The sequence below is a fragment of the Halomonas sp. 111 genome, from assembly GCF_052379685.1.
GTDB classification, from domain to species: domain Bacteria; phylum Pseudomonadota; class Gammaproteobacteria; order Pseudomonadales; family Halomonadaceae; genus Vreelandella; species Vreelandella citrativorans.
This window is the reverse complement of sequence record NZ_JBQSYV010000032.1, coordinates 1-23,547: the sequence shown is the minus strand read 5'-3', so window position 1 is coordinate 23,547 and position 23,547 is coordinate 1. Positions and strand designations below refer to the sequence as shown.

Below are 23,547 nucleotides of genomic sequence, written 5' to 3'. Positions count from 1 at the left end.
GCTACCAACACTCGACTCGATGACCGGAGCCGCTTGCCTCAGCGAGGAAGGCGTATTCTACGCATTTCCTGATGCTTGTCAACCGCTGTTTTCAGCGGATGAAGCAAGCGACTTAAACCTCGCTAACTTCCTGACAAACCGAAGGTTTTCACCTTCTTCACCGCTGGTAACGCTGGGCGTCCCCGGCAGCGGATGCGTACTTTACGGATTCGCTGCCGGTTTGGCAAGGCCTTTTTGAAGATAGTATCAAAAAGCTCAGTTAAAAAACTCAGCTTTTAGGTTTTGCCTTGCGCATAAGCGCATACGCCGGGCCTGAGAGCACATAGGCACCAAACAGCAAGAGCAGCATTACAGACGGTTCGACCGAAATCATGACAAACCCCAATACAACGGCCAGCAACACTACAAAGGGTACGGGCTTTCTAAAGTCGAGATCTTTAAAGCTGTAATAGCGGATGTTGCTGACCATCAGAATGCCGGCGGCCGCCACAACGACCAACATCAACAGCTTGAAGCCAAACGCATCCGCATCAAAGCTGTGGAAGGTCCAAACACACGCAGCCACTAGTGCTGCCGCTGATGGACTAGGAAGGCCGATAAACCACTTCTTATCAACACTTCCGTTTTGTACATTAAAGCGTGCCAAGCGAAGTGCCGCGCAGGCGACATAGAGAAACGCGACCACCCAGCCGGTCTTCCCGATATCCTGCAAAATCCAGGTGAACGCGACAAGCGCAGGCGCCATACCAAAGGAAATCATATCGGCCAGGCTATCGTACTCAGCCCCAAATTCGCTTTGCGTATTGGTCATACGCGCAACGCGGCCATCCAGTCCATCCAGCACCATAGCAATGAAAATAGCGACTGCAGCCGACGTAAAATCACCGTTAATACCGGCGACAACGGCAAAGAAGCCTGAAAACAGAGCGGACGTAGTAAACAGGTTGGGCAGTAAGTAGATTCCCTTGCGGCGAACTTTCTTGCCATCCTCTACCGCATCTTCGACGATCTCTGTGTCGCGTAGAAAGGCGGCAGCTAAATCCTCATTGTCGACCTTTTGAGTCTGGTCGTGGTTTTCGGGCTGGGGTGTACTGGCCTGCTCTTGATCGCGAGCGTCCTGAATCATAGGTGTCATCCGTTTAATAAAAAGCCACAAATAGTGAACACTTTCATTCTACACGGTGAGCTTTAGTCAGCCAGTCAATTACCGCACGTAGACAAAAATGCATGACGGCTAGCCCTATAAAACAAACGGGGTGCGCCAAAGCGCACCCCGTCACCAAGTTAGTAAGCACCTACTGCTTGAAAACACTAACCCTGGATTTGCCAACCAACTGACCGTGATCCAGAGCATCATGCAGTTTAGGGCTTATCTGGCAATTTCATCTGCAGTGACTTTTGGTCTTAAACCAAGAAAAGGTCACCATTTATATCGTGACAACCACGTAAGCGAGGTTTCAGAAAACCATTATTAAGTCATTACGTTGTTATAGTAGCGTGTCAGCGCTGATGGCCACCGCGCCGTCTAGTGCAGCGCTGGTAAAGCGTCAAGCAACTTTACGACACACGTATCTTTGCGTAAAACGCTGTATTTGCAACAAACTATTTCACATATTGAAATTACGGTACTGGCATGGATTTTCGCTTACTGAAGCACTTTGTCACGCTTTCTGACACGCTCCATTTTGGCCGCGCCAGCGAGTTGAGCCACATTAGCCCCTCGACGCTTAGCCGCTCTATTCAGCAGTTGGAGGAAGAGTTGGCCACTCGGCTGTTCGAGCGTGACAACCGCCATGTCGCACTGACTCCCCAAGGGCTCAGTTTTCAGCACTACGCACGCGAAACGTTAGAACAGTGGGAAATGACCAAGCGTCGCCTGGCCAATGAAGCGACCATGCTGAGCGGTGAGATCAGCATCTACTGCTCAGTAACTGCCAGTTACAGCTTTCTGTATGAGCTATTAAGCGATGTACGAACACGTCATCCCGGTATTGAGTTAAAGCTGCATACCGGTGATCCGGCGAATGCCATGAAAAGAGTAATGGAGGGTGACGATGATATGGCGATTACGCCGCGCCCCCGCATTCCCCCTAATGCGCTGGCGTTTAAGTCATTAACACGTTCACCGCTGGTGTTTATTGCGCCTAACGAACCGTGCGATTGGCTACCCAGCTTCCCTGAAAGCTCCACGGCAGCGCAGTGGCAGCAAGTGCCCATGATTCTTTCTGAAGCAGGCTTATCGCGGGAGTACGCCAACACCTGGTTTAAAGCGATGGGTATCACGCCACGAATTTACGCTCAGGTGGCCGGGCACGAAGCGATTGTTAGTATGGTGGGGCTGGGCTTTGGCGTAGGCGTAGTTCCCAAAATCGTGTTGGATAACAGCCCGCTTGCCAACCGCGTTCGCATGTTAAACGTAAAACCTGAGCTGCCCCACTATGACGTGGGCCTTTGCGTTCTAAATCGGCGTTTAAAAAATCCGCTTATTGAGGCGCTTTGGTCTGCGATTAGCGAACGCTAATCGATTATAAAAAGCACCGCCTCGGCGAGACGGTGCTTTTGAGTCGAGCAATACGGCTTGGCTAAACGTGCAGTGATCAGGTACTTAAATCGATAGCACCTTGTCACCACGCGCAATACCAGAAACGCCGGTACGTGCTGCTTCAAGAATCCCTACTGGCGCCATGGCCTGCAGAAAAGCATCCAACTTGGCGGCATCACCGGTAATCTGCACGGTATACAGATTAGGTGTGACATCGACGATCTGCGCCCGAAAAATATCCACGGTACGCTTCACTTCATCGCGGGCAGCCCCCAATGCCTTTACCTTCACCATCATCAGCTCACGCTCGATGTGGTTGCCTTCGGTCAAGTCAACCAGCTTCACCACATCAATCAGCTTGTTGAGGTGCTTGGTGATCTGCTCAATAACACGATCATCGCCAACCGTGGTCACCGTCAACCGCGAAAGCGACGCATCTTCCGTAGGCGCTACGTTAAGCGTTTCAATGTTGAAGTTACGCTGGGAAAACAGGCCGACCACACGTGACAGCGCACCCGGTTCGTTTTCCAACAGAATCGAGATGATATGTCGCATCAGGTACGCTCCGTTTTAGACAGCAGCATGTCGCGCATGGAGCCTAACGGCACCTGCATCGGGTAGACGTGCTCGAAAGGATCCACCTTCACGTCAAGGAACACCAGTTCGTGCTTGTCGGCAAACGCACGCTCAAGCGCCGGTTCAAGCTCATCCTGAGTAGTGACGGTAATCGCGGTAAATCCATAAGCCTCAATCAACAGATGGAAATCAGGCAGTGATTCCATATAAGAGTGCGCATGACGTGACTTGTAGTTCAGGTCCTGCCACTGACGCACCATGCCTAGCGAGGCATTGTTCAGATTGAGAATTTTGACCCCTACGCCGTACTGCTTACAGGTGGAGAGTTCCTGCATCATCATCTGGAAGCTGCCTTCCCCGGTGACACACACGACGTCGTCGTCCGGGTAGTTCTGCTTGATCCCCATGGCGGCCGGAAAGCCAAAGCCCATGGTGCCAAGACCGCCTGAGGTAATCAGCCGGTTGGGCTTATCAAACTTGTAGTACTGAGCCGCAAACATCTGGTGCTGACCTACGTCGGTCGTGACAAATGCTTCACCGCGCGTTATCCGGCACAGCGCTTCAACAACTTCCTGCGACTTTAACGCTTCACCTGACTTGGACGGTTCGTAAAGCTTGCCTTTACGCTCGGCACGCCAGCCGTCGATCTTTTCCCACCATTCAGCAAGTGCTTCAGGATGCGCAATGGGATGGCCCTGAACCAGGCTAATCATCTCATTAATAACGCTAGCGGCAGGCCCTACGATAGGCACATCAGCACGCACGGTTTTAGAGATAGAGCTGGGATCAACATCGACGTGAATAATTTTCGCCGTGGGGCAGAACTTCGACGTGTTGTTGGTAACCCGGTCATCAAAGCGTGCGCCAATAGCGATAATCAAATCAGCGTGGTGCATGGCCATGTTGGACTCATACGAGCCGTGCATGCCCAGCCAGCCAAGGCTTTGACGATCGCTTTGCGGATATGCACCAATGCCCATCAGCGTGGTGGTAATCGGGAAACCCAGCTTTTTGACCAGATCGGTTAAGCCTTCACTGGCCTTACCGGTCACCACACCACCACCGGTATAAAACACCGGGCGCTTGGCTTTGAGCATTAGCTCGATGGCTTTTTTAATCTGCCCTGTATGGCCACGTGTCACCGGGTTATACGAGCGCAGCTTGACCTTTTTCGGGTAGATGTACTCATAGCGCTCGGTCGGCGCGGTCATATCCTTGGGAATATCGACCACCACAGGACCGGGGCGCCCGGTAGAAGCCAGATAAAAGGCTTTTTTAAGCACTTCCGGAATTTCAGACGGATGACGAATCGAAAAGCTGTGCTTCACGATAGGCCGGGTGACACCCACGATATCGGTTTCCTGGAAGGCGTCTTCACCAATCAGATGGCTAGCCACTTGGCCGCACAGCACCACCATCGGAATGGAATCCATATAGGCAGTCGCAATACCGGTGACGGCATTGGTTGCACCAGGCCCTGATGTGACCAGCACCACACCTGGCTTACCCGAGGCGCGGGCGTAACCGTCGGCGGCATGCGTGGCCGCTTGTTCGTGACGCACAAGAATGTGCTTCACATCGTCCTGGCGGAACAGCGCATCATAAATATGCAGCGCCGCGCCGCCGGGATAACCATAAATGTACTCAACGCCCTCATCTTTCAAGAAGCGGGCGATCATATCTGCGCCGGAAAGCAGTTCCACTGTATTTCTCCCCTGGAGGTCTCGAGTGCGATCCGCAGGACATCCTGCGGTGTCGAGTGCGGCGGTATGCCGCTGCCGGCCCATGCCGGCACCTGATGCCAAACCCTGGCATACGGCCCGGTTAGGGCCTGCACTCTCTGAGAGGCACTGATCCATGACGACATATATCAGTGGCTCTCTTTCACGGCTGATTGCCGTGTCGGGGCGTTGGCCAGGCTGAGCGGTTAGCTCAAACCCGGAAGTCCTTCGGCGGGTAAAGGCTTACGCCTACCCTTCGCGCGGTGAAAAGGGGTTACCCGTAGGTCCGCGCCCGCAAATCAGGAACAGATAAGATTCCATTAGGCTCTTGGCATGTCAACCATCAATGCCCGATGAATGTGCAAAGGAGCGATTTGAGACAAAAAAAGCCCCGCCGGCAAGGCCGAGCGGGGCATATGGTTATAACCAGTAACGTCTGATTATCAGTGAGCGGTTAGCTATTAAACGCAAGCTTACCGTCCGAGGCACTCACCCGAATGACATCGCCGGGTGAAAACTTGCCTGCCAGCAAGTCTTGCGCCAGCGGATTCTCGATCCGGCTCTGAATAGCACGCTTGAGTGGCCGCGCGCCATAGACAGGGTCAAACCCAACAACCGCTAGTTGCGCCATGGCGTCATCGCTCACCTCAAGGCCTAAATCGTGCTCAGCCAAGCGGGCTCTCAAGCGCTCCAGTTGAATGCCTGCAATTGCCTGAATTTGCTCCTGACCCAAGGCGTGGAAGACGACCACTTCATCAATCCGGTTGATCAACTCAGGGCGGAAGTGATTACCCACCACCTCCATGACCTTGTTTTTCATGTCCTCATAGGCGCTTTCTTTATCAGCGCTGACGTCACCGCCCATGCGCTGAATAATGTCTGAGCCCATGTTGGAGGTCATCACGATCACGGTATTGCGAAAGTCCACCGTGCGGCCCTGGCCATCCGTTAACCGGCCATCTTCCAATACCTGCAGCAGAATATTGAAAACATCCGGGTGGGCCTTTTCCACCTCATCCAGCAACAGCACGGAGTAAGGTTTACGGCGCACCGCCTCGGTTAAATAGCCGCCCTCTTCGTAACCTACATAGCCGGGAGGCGCACCAATCAACCGCGCCACAGAGTGCTTCTCCATGAATTCCGACATATCGATACGCACCATGGCCTCTTCGGTGTCGAACAGGAAGTTGGCCAATGACTTGCAAAGCTCGGTTTTACCCACCCCGGTAGGCCCAAGGAACAGGAACGAACCGTTCGGCCGGTTAGGGTCGGACAACCCCGCACGTGAGCGCCGCACGGCGTTGGCAACAGCTTCAACTGCTTCATCCTGGCCTATGACACGCTCATGCAGAGCATCTTCCATCCGCAGCAATTTATCGCGCTCGCCTTCCAGCATTTTGGACACTGGAATGCCGGTCCAGCGCGATACCACCTCTGCTATTTCCTCTTCCGTCACGTTGGAGCGCAGCAGTTGGTGCTTGGTAATATCGGCTTCACTTTCACCGCTTTCGGCAATTTTCTTTTCCAGCTCAGGGATTTGCCCGTACTGAATTTCCGACATGCGCCCTAAATCGCCCTGCCGTCGTGCCTGTTCCAGGTCAAGGCGTGCCTGCTCCAGCTCTGCCTTGAACTGAGCCGAGCCTTGGATACTGGCTTTTTCTGCCTTCCAGACTTCATCCAGGTCGGCATACTCGCGCTCAAACTCATGAATCTGGTTGTTAAGCGCTTCAAGGCGTTTTTTAGTCGCCTCGTCGGTCTCTTTTTTAAGCGCTTCCCGCTCCATCTTGAGCTGGATTAAACGCCGGTCCAGGCGGTCCATTGCTTCGGGCTTGGAATCAAGCTCCATACGAATCCGCGAAGCCGCTTCATCAATCAGATCTATCGCTTTATCGGGCAACTGCCGATCAGTGATATAGCGAGTGGACAGCTTCGCCGCGGCAATAATTGCCGAGTCGGTAATATCCACGCCGTGGTGCACTTCATAACGCTCTTTCAAGCCGCGCAGAATGGCCACGGTATCTTCTTCCGTCGGCTCATCGACCAACACTTTCTGGAACCGACGCTCAAGTGCCGCGTCCTTTTCAATATATTTACGATACTCATCCAGCGTGGTCGCGCCCACGCAGTGCAGCTCACCCCGTGCAAGCGCAGGTTTGAGCATATTGCCCGCGTCCATCGCGCCTTCCGCCTTACCGGCGCCGACCATGGTGTGCAGCTCATCGATAAACAGAATGACCCGCCCCTCTTCCTGGGCAAGCTCTTTGAGCACCGACTTTAAGCGCTCTTCAAACTCACCACGGAATTTGGCACCTGCTAACAGCGAGCCCATATCCAGCGACAGCACGCGTTTATCTTTTAAGCCTTCCGGCACTTCACCATTAACGATACGCTGCGCCAACCCTTCAACAATCGCCGTTTTACCGACGCCAGGCTCGCCAATCAAAACCGGGTTATTTTTGGTACGGCGCTGCAATACCTGAATGGTGCGGCGGATTTCATCATCACGGCCAATTACCGGGTCAAGCTTGCCATCCAGCGCGCGCTGAGTAAGGTCAAGGGTGTACTTGTTGAGCGATTCCCGCTGATCTTCAGCGTTAGGATCATCAACACTTGCCCCACCGCGCAGGCTATTAATCGCCGCCTCAAGGGACTTCCGGTTAACGCCCGCCTCTTTCATTAACTTGGCAAGCGGGCCATTCATTTCCAGCGCCGCCAGCAGCACGAGTTCGCTGGCAATGAATTGGTCGCCACGCGCTTGTGCTTCACGGTCGGTCAGGTTGAATAATTTAATGAAATCCCGTGATGGCTGCACTTCGCCATCGAACTGGCTTACTTTAGGTAAGTTATCAAGCTGCTGCACTAACCCATCACGCAGACGCGAGCTTGAGCCTCCGGATTTTTCGATCAGGGCTTTAATACCCGTATCCTTGGTATCCAGTAGCGCAAGAAGAAGATGAGAAGGGTCTAACTGGTTATGACCGCGGCCAACGGCCAAGGATTGCGCTTCAGCAATAGCGGCCTGAAGCTTGGCAGTAAACTTATCAAAACGCATAGTGAGCCTCTTGGATTAGCCCTGCGCCCGAACGCACGGCGTTTCGGAAAAAACTGCTGTCCACTTTCCTAATAAATATTAGCTTTGTAAGTTAAATGGTGCTAGTTCCGCCGTTTTCAAGAGGAGATAATGCCAACCTGGTTATTTTTTGATCCAGATCACACTGGCCATGCGCCCCGTCGTACCGCCATCACGCCGATAAGAGTAAAAACGTGATTCGCAGGCCGTACAGAAGTGCCCACCGCTAATATGTTCAACACCGAGCGCTTCCAAGCGAAACCGCGCCAGCCGGTACAAATCGGCCATGTAGTGCCCCATTCGATAGGGACTATGGTCAAACGCTTCCGCCGTTTCTGGGTGTACGGCAACAAAGGCGCCATACACTTCCGGCCCAACTTCAAACTGAGCATTGGAAATAGCCGGGCCTAGCCATACGAGAATATCCTCGGGCTCGCTATTCATGGCGGCCACCGTCGCCTCTAAAACGCCGCCAGCCAGCCCCCGCCAACCGGCGTGCGCAACGGCCACCTGCGTCCCGGCTTGATTACAAAACATCACCGGCAGGCAGTCTGCGGTCAGCACGACACAGGCGTATTCATTGGAGGTGGCGACGGCAGCATCGGCCTCTGGCACGTCGGCCTGGTAGCCCTGCTGAACGCGCGCGCCATGCGTTTGATTTAGCCATAGCAGCGGGCGCTCATCGCCAATCTCTTTTTGCATCAAGCGGCGGCAAAGCGCCACATGCTCAGGGTTATCACCGACGTGAGAGGCGGGGTTGAACGCGGCAAACGCTTCCTGGCTAGGGCCCGTTTCCCGGGTGCTCACAAAGGCCTGCACATTATCAGGCGCAGGCCAATCCGGTATTAGTAGCGTTGGCCGTAAATCGATGGCATCACTCATTGCATGGTCTCACTGTCTTCGCGCAGGTAGTCCAACAACATTAGTAGATCATCGGGCAAATCGGCGTAAAAAGTCAGTGTTTCACCACTCACCGGGTGCACAAAGCTTAGCTCGCGGGCATGCAGCGCCTGGCGCGGGAACTCACGCAGGATCTCCTTAAGCGGTCCGGCAGCACCAGGTGGCAGCTTGGCACGTCCGCTATAGAGCGGGTCGCCAATCAATGGGTAACGGGCATGGGACATATGCACGCGTATCTGATGCGTGCGCCCGGTTTCCAGCTTACAGCGAACGTGCGTATGCGCACGAAAACGCTCCACAACGCGAAAGTGGGTCACGGCAGGTTTACCAGCGGTGGTGACAGCCTGGCGTTTACGGTCTTTAGGATGGCGGCCAATAGGCGCATCAATGGTGCTGCCTGCCACGGGCTTACCGATCACCACCGCGTCATACTGGCGTGATACGCTGCGTGCCTGCAGTTGCTCAACCAGGGCCGTTTGCGCTTGAATGGTTTTAGCCACCATCATCAAGCCAGTGGTATCTTTATCCAAGCGGTGAACAATCCCCGCGCGAGGCACTTCAGCAAGTGCCGGGTGATGATAAAGCAGCGCGTTGAGCAAAGTGCCATCACGATTGCCCGCCGCAGGATGCACCACCATATTGGTGGGTTTGTTGATCACCATCACGGCATCATCTTCATAGACAATGCTCAGCGGTATGTCCTGCGCTTCAAAACGTAGATCTTCTTCAATGGTGGCCTTTAACACTAGCATTTCATCACCGTGCAGCTTCGCTTTCGGCTTGGCCTGGGCGCCATCGATGGTTAGCTCACCCGCGTTGATCCATGCTTTCAGGCGCTCGCGTGAGTAATCGCTGAATAACTCCGCCGCTGCTTGATCCAACCGTGCACCTGCAAGTGTTGCGGGCACGCGCTGCATGGCTTCAACTATCCGGGGCATGACGTTATTTCCTTTGACAACACTCGACAAAACGCCACTAAGCCTGCGTTTTGCGTCGAGGTGATTTATAGTGGGCTTACTGCGACCTATTCTACCATTTCTACTTATGGCCATCGTCGCTTTTCGGTGATTGAGGCTTGTTTGCAACGAGGATGATGATGCGCGTTTTTTCTGCTGCCAACCGCTTTGGTGCCCTTGCTTTAAGTCTTGCCTTATTGGCAGGCTGCGCCAGTAATGACACGACCCCGGAAGAAGAAGATGAGTTTTCCGGAGTGCAAGAGCGTGAGCTCTACGAGCTTGCTCGCACCGCGCTGGATAGCAACCGCTACCCCATTGCGATTGAGCGGCTGGAAGCGTTGGATACACGCTATCCTTTCGGCCCCCATGCTGAACAGGCGCAATTAGAGCTGGTGTACGCCTACTATGAAAACGGTGACTGGGAAGAAGCACGCGCCGCCGCCAGTCGGTTTATTCGCCTGCACCCCGACCACCCGCAGGTTGATTATGCCTACTACCTGCGCGGACTTTCTGCTTGGCAGGCGGGTCGTTTCAGCCTTGAGCGCCTTCGCTTAATTGATATTTCCAAGCGCGACATAGGCGCCTCGCGTGATGCGTACAACGACTTCCGTGAACTGATCCAGCGCTACCCGCAAAGTGAATACGCCCCGGATGCGCAGCAGCGCATTATTTATTTGCGCGATTTGCTGGCCCAGCATGAACTGCATGTTGCCGACTATTACCTGCGCCGTGGGGCTTACCTGGCCGCTGTCGAGCGTGGGCGTTGGGTGATCGAAAACTACCCCGAATCCAGTGCCACCCGCGACGCACTGGCCGTTATGATCGAGGGTTATCAGGGTTTGGGCATGAACGATCGCGCTCAAGAAGTCATCATCGTACTGCGTGAAAATGCTCCCGACCACGAGCAACTTCAAGGCGACCGCTTTGTACCCAAGCACTAAAATGAACGCAATGGGCTGATGACAGTACGGTTTACCCTCCCAAAAAACCACGCCTCGGCGTGGTTTTTTAGTTGGCGTTACGCTAATACCTGTTAATCGCCCGGCTGCCAACCGTTAACAATCGGGTAACGGCGATCACGTCCAAAGCCGCGCGATGTGACGCGCACGCCCACCGGGGCCTGGCGACGTTTATACTCACAACGGTCTACCAGCTTGACCACTTGATAGACATCTTCATGATCATAACCCGCTGCAATGATCGCTTCAGCACTCATGTCACCTTCGATATAGCACATGAGGATAGCGTCCAACACATCGTAATCCGGTAGTGAATCGCTATCCTGCTGGTCAGGCGCAAGCTCTGCGCTGGGCGGACGCTCAATGACGCGCTCAGGAATAGCAGGAGACTGCGTATTACGCCAGCGGGCCAGGCGGTATACCCAGGTTTTATAGACATCCTTGATGGCGTTATAGCCGCCCACCATGTCGCCATACAGCGTGGCATAGCCCACCGCCATTTCACTTTTGTTGCCGGTGGTCAGTACCATCAGGCCTTTCTTATTGGAAAGTGCCATCAGCAGTACGCCCCGACAGCGCGACTGAAGGTTCTCTTCGGTGGTATCACGTTCAGTGCCCGTAAAGCTTTCCGAAAGCGTCGCCATAAAGGCATCGACCATGGACTCGATAGGCAAAACGTCGTAATGCACGCCAAGCATTTCTGCCTGAAGGGCAGCATCCTGCCGGGAGATATCCGCAGTGTAGTGGTACGGCATCATCACTGCCTGAACGCGCTGCGGGCCCAGTGCGTCTACCGCAATCGCCAAGGACAGCGCCGAGTCGATTCCACCGGAAAGACCCAGCACCACGCCTTCAAAGCCACTTTTATTGACGTAATCACGCAGCCCCGTTACCAGCGCGCAGTACAGGCTCTCTTCTGGCTCGGCATCCGGCTCAATTTCACCTGACTGCGGCTCCCAGGTAGAGGCGCTGGTTTGCAGCAGTTGCACCGGCATTAAGCCTGCCTGCCAATACGGAGCAAGCACTTTTAGCTGGCCCTGTGCATCCACACAACTGGAACCGCCGTCGAACACCAGCTCATCCTGGCCACCAATGGTATTCACATACACAATCGGGCGGCTTACATCTTGCGCGCGCAGCTCCAGCAAGCGGAGCCGCTCGTCTGGTTTATCCTGATGATAAGGGGAGGCGTTCAGGCTAATCAGCACTTCCGCCCCGGCGGCGGTGGCAGCCCGTGCAGGCGCGCCTTCCCACAGGTCCTCACAAATTAAAAGCCCGAGCTTGGCCCCCTTATGCTCATACACCAACGGCTCTGTGCCTGGGGTAAAGTAGCGCTGCTCATCGAAAACCTGGTAATTGGGTAGCGCTTGCTTGGCGTATTCGGCCTCCCACTGGCCGTTATACAGCACGCCCGCCATGTTATAGCACTTGCCTTCACGGGTCCCCGGATAACCAATAATCACCAGCACATCGCGGGCGACCTTTTCTGCCATTTTGGCCCGCGCTTCGCGCAACCGTGCTTCCATAGAGGGGCGCAGCAATAAATCTTCCGGTGGGTAACCGGACAAAAACAGCTCAGGGAAGATAACAATATCTGCCCCATGCTCAATGCGCGCTTCGCGCACGGCTTCAATAGCGCGCGCCGCATTACCGGGAATATCCCCGACAAGCGGATCGAGTTGGGCCATTACCAGCGTTAAATCTTGCATGGGCGTTAAAATCTCTTGAGAATCCTTGGAACATTATTACCTGCGTCAATGCATTGTCCCGCAAGGACTGCCTGCTGGCAAAGCCCGCATGCGCATTGATCGTTTTCGGCTCCGTTTAGGAGGACTGGCAAGGATGAACCTTTTGATTATTCGCTTGATAATTTTCGCCGTGCTGTTTTACGCAGGCCTAAAGCTTTACGGCATGTATCGGCAGCACAAACTCGACCGCGATGCAAAGCGCAATGCCTTGAACCGCCACGAAGGCGGCCAAATGGTGCGCTGCCGCTGGTGTGAGGTCCATGTGCCAGAAAGCGAGGCACTGCGCGACCACGAACAGTGGTTCTGCTGCAGCGCCCATCGCGACCGTTATCTTCAAGAACAACAGGGTAAAAACGACGGCGCTTAACCCTTTAAACGTGCTTGCGTCGGCAAGTAGGGCGTAGGGTCAATCAACGGCATCCGATCAAGCAGCTGGTCCACCAGCAAGTGGGTGGAAGCAGGCGCCAGTACGAGCCCATTGCGGTAATGCCCGGCGTTTACGTAGACGTTGGGCAGCTCTGGAAGTGCGCCAATAAACGGGATGCCATCGGGTGAGCCGGGGCGCAGGCCTGCCCAGTGATAAGCAACCGGGCAGTCCGCCAGCGCGGGAACAATACGCTCAGCGCTCTGCTTTAATGAGGCCAGCGCCTCCTCATCGGTAGCTTTATCAAACCCGGTGTCTTCCAGGGTGGAGCCGACAAGCAGCAGACCGTCGCTGCGCGGAATTACATAGCGACCATCTTTCAAGACGACCCGCTGCACAAGCCCGGCAGGCGCCTGGTAGGCGATCATCTGGCCTTTCACTGGGCGTACGGGTAACGCCACGTCAAGCGTTGCCAAAAGCCCTGCACTCCAGGCACCACCGCACACTACCAACCGCCCCGCCTCCACCACGCCTTGCGAGGTGTTAACACCCACCACCTGGCCACCACGGCGTATCACGCCATGCACTTCGCACTGCTCCCGTAGCGTTACATTGGGCATGGCGAGTAATTTAGCGCGCAGCGCCTGGCCAAGTCGTGGGTTTCGCACACTGCCAAGGGTTGGCATCCACAAGGCATTTTCATGGGCAATGGCAACATCGGGTTCTTTTTGTTGCACGAAATCAGCGTTAACCTGCACCAGCGGTTTGCCTAGCTGACGCGCCCACTGCAGTGCTTTATCGTCATCATCGACATTTAAATAGAGCAACCCCTTTTGACGATACTCAGGGTCAATGCCAGTTTCTTCCAGCAAACGTAGCGCAAGCGTTGGGTAAACCCCTTCCGACCAGCGAGAAAGTTGCGAAATGGGCGGTGCGTAACGCCACGGATAGAGCGGTGATACAATGCCACCACCCGCCCAGGAGGCCTCTTTGCCACACATGCCGCGCTCAACAAGAGTGACGTGTTGACCGGCATCCGCTAACTGCAACGCGGTCAGCATGCCGATCACACCGCCGCCGATAATTAGAAAATCGCTCACAGGCATTGCCTACTCTGGCTTACTTGATGACCGGCCCAGGCCGGATACGGACAGTGAGCATAGCGAGGAGGCCGAGCAGGTCAAGTCACAGGGAAGACTGCATGACGCACAAGCACAGCGAACATCCAACTTACCTTCAAGGGTTTACGCTCATTGAGCTGCTGATTGTGCTGATTCTGGCAGGCATGCTGGCGGCTTGGGGCATACCCGGCCTTCAATCACTGAGTGAGCGTACTGCGGTTACCAGCGAAGTGAACCGATTACAAACCGCACTCACGTTAGCCCGCAGTACCGCCATTACTCAGCACCGCGATATTACCTTGTGCCCCGCAACGGCTGACCGCAGCGCTTGTGCGCGTGATTGGGGGGATGAACTGATGGTGGTTAGCGCCGACAAGACCCGAGGCATCCATAAAGACGAGATAATCCGGGTGTTTCCATCCACCAACGGCGTTAGCGTTAGCAAGAACGGTCATGCGCGGATCAAATACACCCCACTCGGACATGCCACGGGGTTTAATAGTACGTTCTCTATCTGCCCTGCCAGCACACACAGCAGCACTGTGGGGGCAAGCCTGGTACTCAGTACGCTTGGCCGGGCTCGTATTGCAGAGCCGCCTGCCAGCTGTTAGCGGCAGGCGGCTTTCCCTTCTTGAACAACTTGATTAGGCGATACCGTCCAGATAACGCTCGGCATCCAGCGCGGCCATACAGCCACTGCCCGCCGAAGTAATGGCCTGACGATAGATGTGATCCATCACATCGCCACACGCGAACACACCCGGCACGCTGGTGGCGGTAGCATTTCCTTCAAGCCCTGAATTCACCTTGATATAGCCGCCGTTCATAACCAGTTGGCCTTCAAACATCCCGGTGTTGGGGTGATGGCCGATGGCAATAAAGAGGCCTGGCGCCTGGATTTCTTTTACCGTGCCATCCCGTGTTGATTTCAACCGTACGCCGGTAACGCCAGTGTTGTCGCCCAGTACTTCATCAATTTCCTGGAACCACTCCAGCGCAATAGTGCCTGCTTCGACTTTTTCGAACAGTTTGTCTTGCAGGATCTTTTCCGCACGAAGGGAGTCGCGGCGGTGTACCAGAGTAACTTTCGACGCAATATTAGAGAGATACAGCGCCTCTTCCACGGCCGTATTGCCGCCACCCACTACAATAACTTCCTGGTTACGGTAGAAGAACCCGTCGCAGGTGGCACATGCTGAAACACCTTGGCCCATAAACTGCTGCTCAGACGGTAGCCCGATATAGCGAGCACTGGCGCCCGTGGCCACAATCAGCGCGTCACAGGTGTAAATACCGCTGTCGCCCTTGAGGGTGAACGGCTTTTCATCAAGGCTGACTTCATTGATATGGTCGAACAGCACTTCGGTATTAAAGCGCTCGGCGTGCGCTTTCATCCGCTCCATCAGCTCAGGACCTTGTACCCCTTGGGCATCGCCTGGCCAATTATCAACGTCTGTCGTGGTGGTTAACTGGCCACCCGCTTGCATTCCGGTGATCAGCAAAGGCTTTAAGTTAGCCCGTGCTGCATACACGGCCGCTGTATAACCTGCCGGGCCGGACCCAAGAATAATCAAACGTTCATGACGCGTTTCCATGACACCACCTTGTAAATGTCTAGCTGATAAAGTCGCAAAGAGTTTGCCTGAAATGGTGCCAAGTACAAGCTATTGCAAGGTTAAGTATTGACTATTAGGCGAAGACACCTTGAATCAACCTTTATAAACACCCATCTCCTACTACTATGTAGGCCATACTAAAAAGGAAGACTGTGACCGTTTCGCGGCGTGACATACCGTGCAACGCAATGAGAGGAGAAAGGCATGAGCAATACACCCGATACGCTTCAAACGTTGGAAGTAGGTAGCAAGCAGTACCGCTACTACAGCCTTCCCAAGGCGGCCGATGCGCTTGGCAACATTGACCGACTCCCCAAATCGCTCAAAATTTTACTCGAAAACCAACTGCGCTTTGCCGACGATGAAAGCGTTGAACAAGACGATATGCAAGCCCTTGTCGATTGGCAGAAAGAGGGCAAATCCAGTCGTGAAATCGGCTATCGCCCGGCGCGCGTATTAATGCAGGATTTCACCGGCGTACCCGGTGTGGTCGATTTGGCCTCCATGCGCGCAGCGGTAGAAAAACTGGGTGAAGACCCGGCCCGCATCAATCCTCTTTCTCCGGTTGATCTGGTGATTGACCACTCGGTCATGGTCGACAAGTTTGGTAACGCGACAGCGTTTGAAGAGAACGTCGAAATTGAAATGCAGCGCAACCGTGAGCGTTATGAGTTTCTGCGCTGGGGCCAACAGGCCTTTAATAACTTCAGCGTGGTGCCGCCCGGCACCGGCATTTGCCATCAGGTAAACCTTGAGTACCTGGGCCGAAGCGTGTGGACCAAGGAAGAGGACGGCACCACATTTGCCTACCCGGATACCCTCGTGGGCACCGACTCCCACACCACCATGATCAACGGCCTGGGCGTGCTAGGCTGGGGCGTGGGCGGTATTGAGGCGGAAGCGGCCATGCTCGGCCAGCCCGTCTCCATGCTGATTCCAGAAGTTATCGGCTTCAAACTGACCGGCAAACTGCGAGAAGGCATTACCGCCACCGACCTGGTACTCACCGTGACGGAGATGCTGCGCAAAAAAGGGGTTGTGGGTAAGTTTGTCGAATTCTACGGCGATGGCCTAAAAGACCTGCCGCTTGCTGACCGCGCCACCATTGCCAATATGGCCCCGGAATACGGCGCTACCTGCGGCTTCTTCCCGGTCGATGACGAAACACTGAACTATATGCGCTTAACCGGGCGCGAAGATGACCAGATTGCGCTAGTAGAAGCCTATAGCAAAATGCAGGGCTTATGGCGTGAGCCAGGCGATGAGCCAGTGTTCACCGATGCCCTGCACCTTGATATGACCGAAGTGGAAGCCAGTCTCGCTGGCCCTAAACGCCCGCAGGATCGCGTTGCCTTAAAAGACATGGCCGCCGCCTTTAATAAAGTCATGCAGGAGGATGCCAAGGCACAGCCCAACGCGGAAAAAGGCAAGTTCGACTCAGAAGGCGGCCAGACAGCCGTAGGCATTGAGCGCAGCCTTGAGGGGGACTTCAAGCACGCCTCCAGCCAGAAAGTCACCATTGACGACCAGAATTTCAGCCTGGACCCAGGCGCGGTGGTCATTGCTGCCATCACCTCATGCACCAATACGTCCAACCCCAGCGTGATGATGGCTGCAGGCCTGCTGGCGCGCAAAGCGCGTGAAAAAGGCCTAACCACCAAGCCCTGGGTGAAAACCTCGCTGGCGCCTGGCTCCAAGGTCGTCACCGACTACCTGGCCGCGGCCAACTTGAACGAGGATTTGAATGCGCTGGGCTTTAACCTGGTGGGTTATGGCTGCACGACATGTATTGGCAACTCAGGCCCTCTGCCTGAAGCGATCGAGAAAGCGGTGAACCAGGGAGATTTAACCGTCGCCTCGGTCCTTTCAGGCAACCGTAATTTTGAAGGCCGTGTTCATCCGCTGGTCAAAACCAACTGGCTTGCGTCTCCCCCCTTGGTCGTCGCTTATGCGCTGGCGGGTAATGTACAGCGTGATTTAACCCAGGACCCACTCGGCCAGGACAGTGACGGCAACCCGGTTTATCTAAAGGATATTTGGCCCTCTCAAGCCGAAATTGCCGAGGCCGTCGAGAAAGTAAATACCGATATGTTCCGTAAAGAGTACGGTGAGGTATTTAAAGGCGATGAAACCTGGCAGGCAATTGACGTTCCCGAAAGCCAGGTCTACCAATGGCCCGAATCTACTTACATCCAGCACCCGCCCTTCTTTGAAGGCATGGGACGCGAACCGGATGCGATCGAGGACGTCAGCAATGCCCGCGTTCTGGCCATGCTGGGGGACTCGGTGACCACTGACCATATTTCACCCGCAGGCGCGATCAAACCGGATAGTCCCGCAGGCCGTTACCTGCAAGAACATGGCGTTAAGCCGGTCGACTTTAACTCCTACGGCTCGCGCCGGGGGAATCATGAGGTCATGATGCGCGGCACGTTTGCCAACGTACGTATCAAAAACGAGATGCTGGACGGTGTGGTCGGCGGCGAAACGCGCTATGTTCCCAGTGGCGAGCAAATGGCGATTTACGATGCCGCCATGAAATACCAGGAGGCTGGCACACCGCTGGTCGTTATTGCTGGTAAAGAGTATGGCACCGGCTCTTCGCGTGACTGGGCAGCCAAAGGTACGCGCTTGCTAGGCGTTCGCGCGGTTCTCGCGGAATCCTTTGAGCGTATTCACCGCTCCAACCTGATCGGCATGGGCGTGGTGCCGCTGCAGTTCCCGGAAGGTGAAACCCGCGAAACGCTGGGATTAACCGGCGATGAAGAGATATCCATTGCGGGACTAAGTGATTTAAGCCCCGGCAAAACGGTGCAGGTAGTGATTAAAACCGGTGAAAAAGAGCATACCGTTGATGCCAAGTGTCGAATTGATACGGTCAATGAGCTGGCTTACTACCGTCATGGTGGTATCCTTCACTACGTGCTGCGCAAAATGATCGGCGCCGCATAAGTAATACCTACCAATGCTTGTATGCCCCCACCTCGGTGGGGGTTTTTTATGAGCGCTCGTTTAAACGGCGCGGCGGCGATAGGTACGATACTCAGGTGACCAGCTTGCTTTCTCGATGTCTTCGCGCAGTTTGGTGCCACTGGTCGTTAGCGCAACGCCGTTATGCTGAGCAGTGGCGGCTACTTCAAAGGCAATCGACTGGCTGATTTCACGAATACGCGAAAGCGGCGGTAACAGCGCACCTTTACCCTCTTTAACGATGGGTGCTTCACGCGCCAGCGCACGAGACGCGCTCATCAACATCTCATCGGTCACCCGATTTGCATTCGAAGCAATGACGCCCAACCCGATGCCCGGGAAGATATACGCGTTGTTGCACTGGGCAATGGGGTATGTGCGCCCGTTATATACCACAGGAGCAAACGGACTACCGGTGGCGACCAGTGCTTGGCCGTCGGTCCAGCGGATCACATCGTCAGGAACAGCTTCTGCCTGAGACGTTGGATTAGAGAGCGGCATAATCACCGGGTGCTCGCAGCCTGCATGCATGGTTTTAACCACTTGCTCGGTGAATATCCCACGCTGACCGCAAACACCGACCAGAATAGTCGGTTTCATCTGGGCAATGGTTTCTTCCAGCCCCTGGCCATTCCAACCCGCGACCAGCGCAGGGTCGTGGGCCAAACGACGCTGAAAATCGCGCTGCCACTCTTGATCCGTCGTCATCAAGCCTTCGCGATCGACAACAAAAATACGCGCACGCGCTTCATGTTCGGAGAGACCTTCGGCCTCCATGGCCACCACGACCTGCTCGGCGATGCCACAACCGGCTGAACCACCGCCAACAAACACCACGCGTTGCTGGGCAATGCTTTCTTCACGCGCCTGACAGGCTGCCATGAGCGTTCCCACGACAACGGATGCCGTGCCCTGAACATCATCGTTAAAGCAGCACAACTCGTTGCGATAGCGCTCAAGCAGCGGTACGGCGTTGGCTTGGGCAAAATCTTCAAACTGCAGCAAAACATTCGGCCAGCGGCGCTTCAGCGCTGAGATGAACGCTGCCATAAAGGCGTTGTACTCTTCTTGGCCCACGCGTTTATGGCGCCAGCCCATGTACATGGGGTCATCCAGCAGCGCCTGATTATTAGTGCCCACATCAATCACGATGGGTAGCGTATGGGCCGGACTAATACCGCCACAGGCGGTATAAAGCGCCAACTTACCAATGGGAATCCCCATACCACCGATCCCCTGGTCACCCAGCCCTAAAATACGTTCGCCGTCAGTGACTACGATAACTTTAACGTTATCCTTGGTGGCGCTGCGCAGAATATCATCCAGATGATCGCGGTCCTGGTAGCCGATAAACAAGCCCCGGTGATTGCGATAAATATTGGAAAATTCCTGACATGCCTGGCCAACGGTTGGCGTATAGATGATCGGCAGCATCTCTTCAAGATGCTCAGATACCAAGCGGAAGTAGAGCGTTTCGTTGTCGTCTTGAATGGCGCGCAAATAAATATGGCGCTCAAGATCACTATTGCACTGCTGGTACTGCCGATAAGCGCGCTCTAGCTGATCATCAATGGTTTCGACATTTTGCGGCAGCAAACCAATCAAGTTAAACGCCAAACGCTCCTCTTGAGTAAACGCGCTGCCTTTGTTCAATAGCGGCATTTCAAGTAAGGAAGGACCGGCGTAAGGAATATATAAGGGGCGCTTACTCGTCGTCATAGGGGCTCTCTTCTTTTCCATTACCGCTGCATCGCAGCAATTTCAAGCATTTACGGTTTATCGACATAATGTACCATGTCACTACGACAAAGGTGGCACAGTCATACTTCTCTAGCCAAAAAAATGCCCCGACATTTGCCGGGGCAGCTGAAAATCAATACGTTATCATTAGCAGGTTTTTGCCGTTGGCTGGCGCCCTGCTTCACCGGTAAAGAACAGCGGACGCAGCTTCACACCGACAATATTGCCCGCAAAGGCAGCCACTAACCACACCCAACCGTGCAAGCTACCCGACGCGATACCACTGAAGTAAGCACCGATGTTGCAACCAAACGCCAGGCGCGCGCCATAACCCAGCATTAGGCCACCAATTACCGCAGCCACCACCGAGCGCAGAGGGATTCTAAAATTAGGCGCAAACCGACCGGCCAAATGTGCAGCCATTAAAGCACCCAACATAATACCGACGTTCATGACCGTCGTCATATCACTCCACACGCTAGCTTCAAGCGCTGCCGCATTACCTGGCGCCTGCCAATATCCCCAACCCGTTACGCTACCGCCGAACAATTCATATACCTTGGCCCCCCAAAGCGCGAAGGCCGACGTAATGCCCCACGGGCGACCAGCTAGCGCAAGCGTTGCGAAATTCAGCAGCGCCAAGGCCACGGCACCCGCCAATAACGGCCAAGGCCCGCTTAACCAGCGCAGAGTAGCGGGTTTCTCAACCATGGGTACCTGTTCAAGTTGGCCATGACGACGCTTTTCCATCACGAGGGTAAACACCGCAATCGCCACAAACAGTACCAGGCTGATGGCGATACCGCCCGTCGTACCTGCAATATCAATCAACGATATCGGCTCAAACGCTGGCAAACGCTGCCACCACGCAAAATGCGCCGAGCCAATTACCGAACCGATGATAAAGAAGACAAGCGTAATCAACATACGGGCATTACCGCCACCCGCCGTAAACAGCGTGCCTGAAGCGCACCCGCCGCCCAACTGCATACCAATCCCGAAAAGAAATGCGCCCACCAGCACGGAAATGCCGATAGGGGAGACAAAACCACTCACCGGCGTACCAAACAATGTACCGGCACCCAGTGCTGGGAAAAACAGCACCACGGCAATGGCCAGCATCACCATTTGCGCACGCAGCCCGCGGCCGCGGCGCTCGGTAATAAACACGCGCCAGGCAGAGGTAAACCCAAAGGCAGCGTGATACAACACCATGCCCAGCAGACCGCCTACAATCATTAGCAAACCGGTATTAGCGCCAAATATGACGCCAATCATTAGCGCTCCTAATACAATCGCCGCAGTCGCCAGTAGTGGTACCCGATAACTGGCCGGAGTCGCGGCAGCCGTCGTCGACATAAATTCACCTATAGGTAACGCCAAAAGCGCCCGTGGATAGGCAGGCGCTCTGGTCGATGTGGATAATCGTTATAAGCTTACCGCCCAGCCAACAGGGGGTAAATCATTTATGGCTAATCGTTACAGGGCTAACGAAGAATTACGGCTCTTTTTTATCGTCGTCTTCATGCACCACATAGAGACGATTCACCATCACGAACAAAACAACCGCCAAGGGTGCGGCCAAAATAACGCCAGGTAAGCCAAACAACGTGCTGCTTGCAAGGAGCGCAAACAACAATAGCGCCGGTGGCAGGCTGACGGCACGCTGCTGCACCAAAGGCTGCAAAATATTACCTTCAATCTGCTGAATAATAACGTAAGCCATCAGTACGAAGAGCGCCGTCTCAGGGCTGACCGTATACGCCAACAGCAGGGCAGGAATAGCGGCGGCAATGGGGCCGACCAACGGTACAAAGTCCAGAAGACCGGCAACTAGTCCCAGTCCTAATGGCGCTGGCACGCCCAGCAGCCACATGCTGATACCCACCAGTACGCCCGTTACCGTCATGGCGACTAACTGACCGCCTAGCCAATAGCGCAATGCCTTACCACTCGCATCCAACGCCTCGCCCAAGCGCGGACGGCTTTTAACCGGTGCCAGTAATAAAAGACCACGGCGGTATAAGTCCGGCTGAGCCGCAAAATAGACCATCCCAACAATCAACACGAACAAATTGATAATACTGCCGCCCATTGAAACCACGATCATGCCGACCTGAGACACACCGCCTTGCATGATGCTTCCCGCATTTTCCACGGCATTATCGATCAAGGGCGCCAACTGCGAATCTTCAAGACGTTCTCGTAGTTGTTCCCACGCCTCAGGCAGCATGGTCGTAAGCGACTCCATTTCAGCTGCAATCTGTGCCCCGAACCCCCAGCTCATGAATCCCAATCCACCGCACAACACTACCAACACAATAAGCAACGATAGCCAACGCGGCACGCCGCGGTTTAGTAGTGGCGCCATGCAGCTTTGCAAAACACAGGCGCCCACCACCGCACCAAAAATCAAGATCAACAACCCTACGAGCTTCCAAAGTATCAGAGCGAGGGCTGCCAACATGAAGGTGATAAGTACGCACTCCGTGAACCGCTGATGTAAATACGTTGATCGCATTCAATACTCCCTTTGCGGATGCTTTGAATACATCAGGCTAGCAGCGAAGTGAACAGTGGGTTTGTGTGATATGTGATGGCCTTACTGATCCAATACACGTCCAAGCGGGAAGACCCTCTCAATACAGCACACGAAAGTATTCGCTGCCCCATTCCGGAGCCGTACAAACGAATACCTGGTACTGCAGTGCTATCGACCTAGCAAGGCCTGAAATACGCGGTTAACGCGAAACGACCGAACCGTTAACGCGCTTACGGGGTAATTCAATATAGACGCTACCGTATAGCGTCTAATAACGAATTTGAAATCGCGGCCATATTTTCATAGGAAGAATTTAGAAAGCCCCCCAAGAACAACCTCTGTGCAGTAACAATTACCGCCCTGACACTTTCTGAATACCTTTTAAAAACCTATGCTTATCAACTGCTATAACGTTTCTCCACATAGTCAGAAAAGCATAACGCGGAACCGTTAACCCTCGCACAGTCCTAACCAAAAAAGCCCGCTAACACAAACTAGCTGCATTATTACTACCAACATAAGACAAAAAATAATTAACAACCCATCATGAAAGAACAATCAATAACAAAAAACACATCCCAAATATTCTTTATATTAGACTGACTAGAAATACGAAGTGCTCTATAGATAATGTGTGTTATGTATAACTCTTAAAATAAAAACGTCACAGCATTATCAAAAGATAGGCGTCGATGCATTGATTGAAAATCAGTAAGGGGAAC

The 23,547-nt window shown here is 54.2% G+C and carries 17 protein-coding genes and 1 pseudogene; 6 read left to right on the top strand and 12 right to left on the bottom strand.

Translation table 11 applies throughout. The features are described from left to right. A pseudogene (locus ACT3T7_RS17665) lies at window positions 1-238 on the top strand (hypothetical protein); the annotation flags it as partial. Window positions 239-268: 30 nt separating this feature from the next. On the opposite strand, the gene pssA reads toward ACT3T7_RS17665, so the two are convergent. After that, entirely contained in the window at window positions 269-1,126 is an 858-nt protein-coding gene (gene pssA / locus ACT3T7_RS17660) for a CDP-diacylglycerol--serine O-phosphatidyltransferase (protein WP_087107270.1), read from the bottom strand. Between the two features lie 507 nt (window positions 1,127-1,633). Between pssA and ilvY the strand changes: the two genes are divergently transcribed. Further along, complete coding sequence (gene ilvY, locus ACT3T7_RS17655; protein WP_172118950.1) at window positions 1,634-2,521, top strand: HTH-type transcriptional activator IlvY; 888 nt, start codon at window positions 1,634-1,636, stop codon at window positions 2,519-2,521. A gap of 84 nt (window positions 2,522-2,605) precedes the next feature. Here the strand turns inward: ilvY and ilvN are convergent, their stop codons facing one another. From ilvN to rluD, 5 genes are all read right to left on the bottom strand, one after another. Further along, on the bottom strand, window positions 2,606-3,097 hold the full coding sequence (ilvN, locus tag ACT3T7_RS17650; protein WP_444631811.1) for an acetolactate synthase small subunit: 492 nt from the start codon (window positions 3,095-3,097) through the stop codon (window positions 2,606-2,608). Continuing rightward, window positions 3,097-4,821 (bottom strand): acetolactate synthase 3 large subunit, encoded by a 1,725-nt coding sequence (locus ACT3T7_RS17645; RefSeq protein ID WP_087107276.1) that lies wholly within the window; start codon window positions 4,819-4,821, stop codon window positions 3,097-3,099. Before ACT3T7_RS17645 ends, ilvN begins: the two co-directional genes overlap by 1 nt. Window positions 4,822-5,293: 472 nt before the next feature. Further along, on the bottom strand, window positions 5,294-7,891 hold the full coding sequence (clpB, locus tag ACT3T7_RS17640; RefSeq protein ID WP_444622202.1) for an ATP-dependent chaperone ClpB: 2,598 nt from the start codon (window positions 7,889-7,891) through the stop codon (window positions 5,294-5,296). A 141-nt stretch (window positions 7,892-8,032) separates the two neighbouring features. Continuing rightward, window positions 8,033-8,791, bottom strand: coding sequence for a peptidoglycan editing factor PgeF (pgeF, locus tag ACT3T7_RS17635; protein ID WP_444631809.1), 759 nt, complete (start codon window positions 8,789-8,791; stop codon window positions 8,033-8,035). Further along, window positions 8,788-9,747 carry a 23S rRNA pseudouridine(1911/1915/1917) synthase RluD gene (gene rluD / locus ACT3T7_RS17630; RefSeq protein ID WP_444622204.1) on the bottom strand — a complete coding sequence of 320 codons (960 nt, stop codon included), beginning with the start codon at window positions 9,745-9,747 and terminating at the stop codon, window positions 8,788-8,790. The genes pgeF and rluD overlap by 4 nt, the downstream gene beginning before the upstream one ends. A gap of 158 nt (window positions 9,748-9,905) precedes the next feature. Between rluD and ACT3T7_RS17625 the strand changes: the two genes are divergently transcribed. Next, window positions 9,906-10,706 carry an outer membrane protein assembly factor BamD gene (locus tag ACT3T7_RS17625; protein WP_193054710.1) on the top strand — a complete coding sequence of 267 codons (801 nt, stop codon included), beginning with the start codon at window positions 9,906-9,908 and terminating at the stop codon, window positions 10,704-10,706. A gap of 92 nt (window positions 10,707-10,798) precedes the next feature. Here the strand turns inward: ACT3T7_RS17625 and ACT3T7_RS17620 are convergent, their stop codons facing one another. Next, entirely contained in the window at window positions 10,799-12,433 is a 1,635-nt protein-coding gene (locus ACT3T7_RS17620; protein WP_193054711.1) for an NAD+ synthase, read from the bottom strand. Window positions 12,434-12,566: 133 nt separating this feature from the next. On the opposite strand from ACT3T7_RS17620, the gene ACT3T7_RS17615 reads away from it, so the two are divergent. Then, on the top strand, window positions 12,567-12,839 hold the full coding sequence (locus ACT3T7_RS17615; protein ID WP_444631807.1) for a PP0621 family protein: 273 nt from the start codon (window positions 12,567-12,569) through the stop codon (window positions 12,837-12,839). On the opposite strand, the gene thiO is transcribed toward ACT3T7_RS17615, so the two are convergent. Then, a complete protein-coding gene (thiO, locus tag ACT3T7_RS17610; RefSeq protein WP_193054713.1) occupies window positions 12,836-13,936 on the bottom strand; it encodes a glycine oxidase ThiO in 1,101 nt (366 codons plus the stop codon). The two genes, ACT3T7_RS17615 and thiO, sit on opposite strands and share 4 nt — an antisense overlap. Window positions 13,937-14,037: 101 nt before the next feature. Here thiO and ACT3T7_RS17605 point away from each other — a divergent pair, with 101 nt between their 5' ends. Further along, complete coding sequence (locus tag ACT3T7_RS17605) at window positions 14,038-14,568, top strand: GspH/FimT family pseudopilin (protein ID WP_444631806.1); 531 nt, start codon at window positions 14,038-14,040, stop codon at window positions 14,566-14,568. A gap of 33 nt (window positions 14,569-14,601) precedes the next feature. On the opposite strand, the gene trxB is transcribed toward ACT3T7_RS17605, so the two are convergent. After that, on the bottom strand, window positions 14,602-15,552 hold the full coding sequence (gene trxB / locus ACT3T7_RS17600) for a thioredoxin-disulfide reductase (protein ID WP_087107294.1): 951 nt from the start codon (window positions 15,550-15,552) through the stop codon (window positions 14,602-14,604). A 225-nt stretch (window positions 15,553-15,777) separates the two neighbouring features. Here trxB and acnA point away from each other — a divergent pair, with 225 nt between their 5' ends. After that, complete coding sequence (acnA, locus tag ACT3T7_RS17595; protein WP_444631805.1) at window positions 15,778-18,525, top strand: aconitate hydratase AcnA; 2,748 nt, start codon at window positions 15,778-15,780, stop codon at window positions 18,523-18,525. 60 nt (window positions 18,526-18,585) lie between these two features. Here acnA and ACT3T7_RS17590 read toward each other — a convergent pair whose 3' ends face one another. The 3 genes from ACT3T7_RS17590 to ACT3T7_RS17580 form a co-directional block, all read right to left on the bottom strand. After that, window positions 18,586-20,262 carry an NAD-dependent malic enzyme gene (locus tag ACT3T7_RS17590; protein WP_444631804.1) on the bottom strand — a complete coding sequence of 559 codons (1,677 nt, stop codon included), beginning with the start codon at window positions 20,260-20,262 and terminating at the stop codon, window positions 18,586-18,588. A gap of 168 nt (window positions 20,263-20,430) precedes the next feature. Beyond that, the gene (locus tag ACT3T7_RS17585) at window positions 20,431-21,642 is read right to left on the bottom strand and encodes a YeeE/YedE family protein (protein WP_087107300.1); all 1,212 of its coding nucleotides are present in this window, start codon (window positions 21,640-21,642) and stop codon (window positions 20,431-20,433) included. Between the two features lie 139 nt (window positions 21,643-21,781). Further along, entirely contained in the window at window positions 21,782-22,804 is a 1,023-nt protein-coding gene (locus tag ACT3T7_RS17580) for an AI-2E family transporter (protein WP_444631803.1), read from the bottom strand. Window positions 22,805-23,547: the final 743 nt, after the last annotated feature.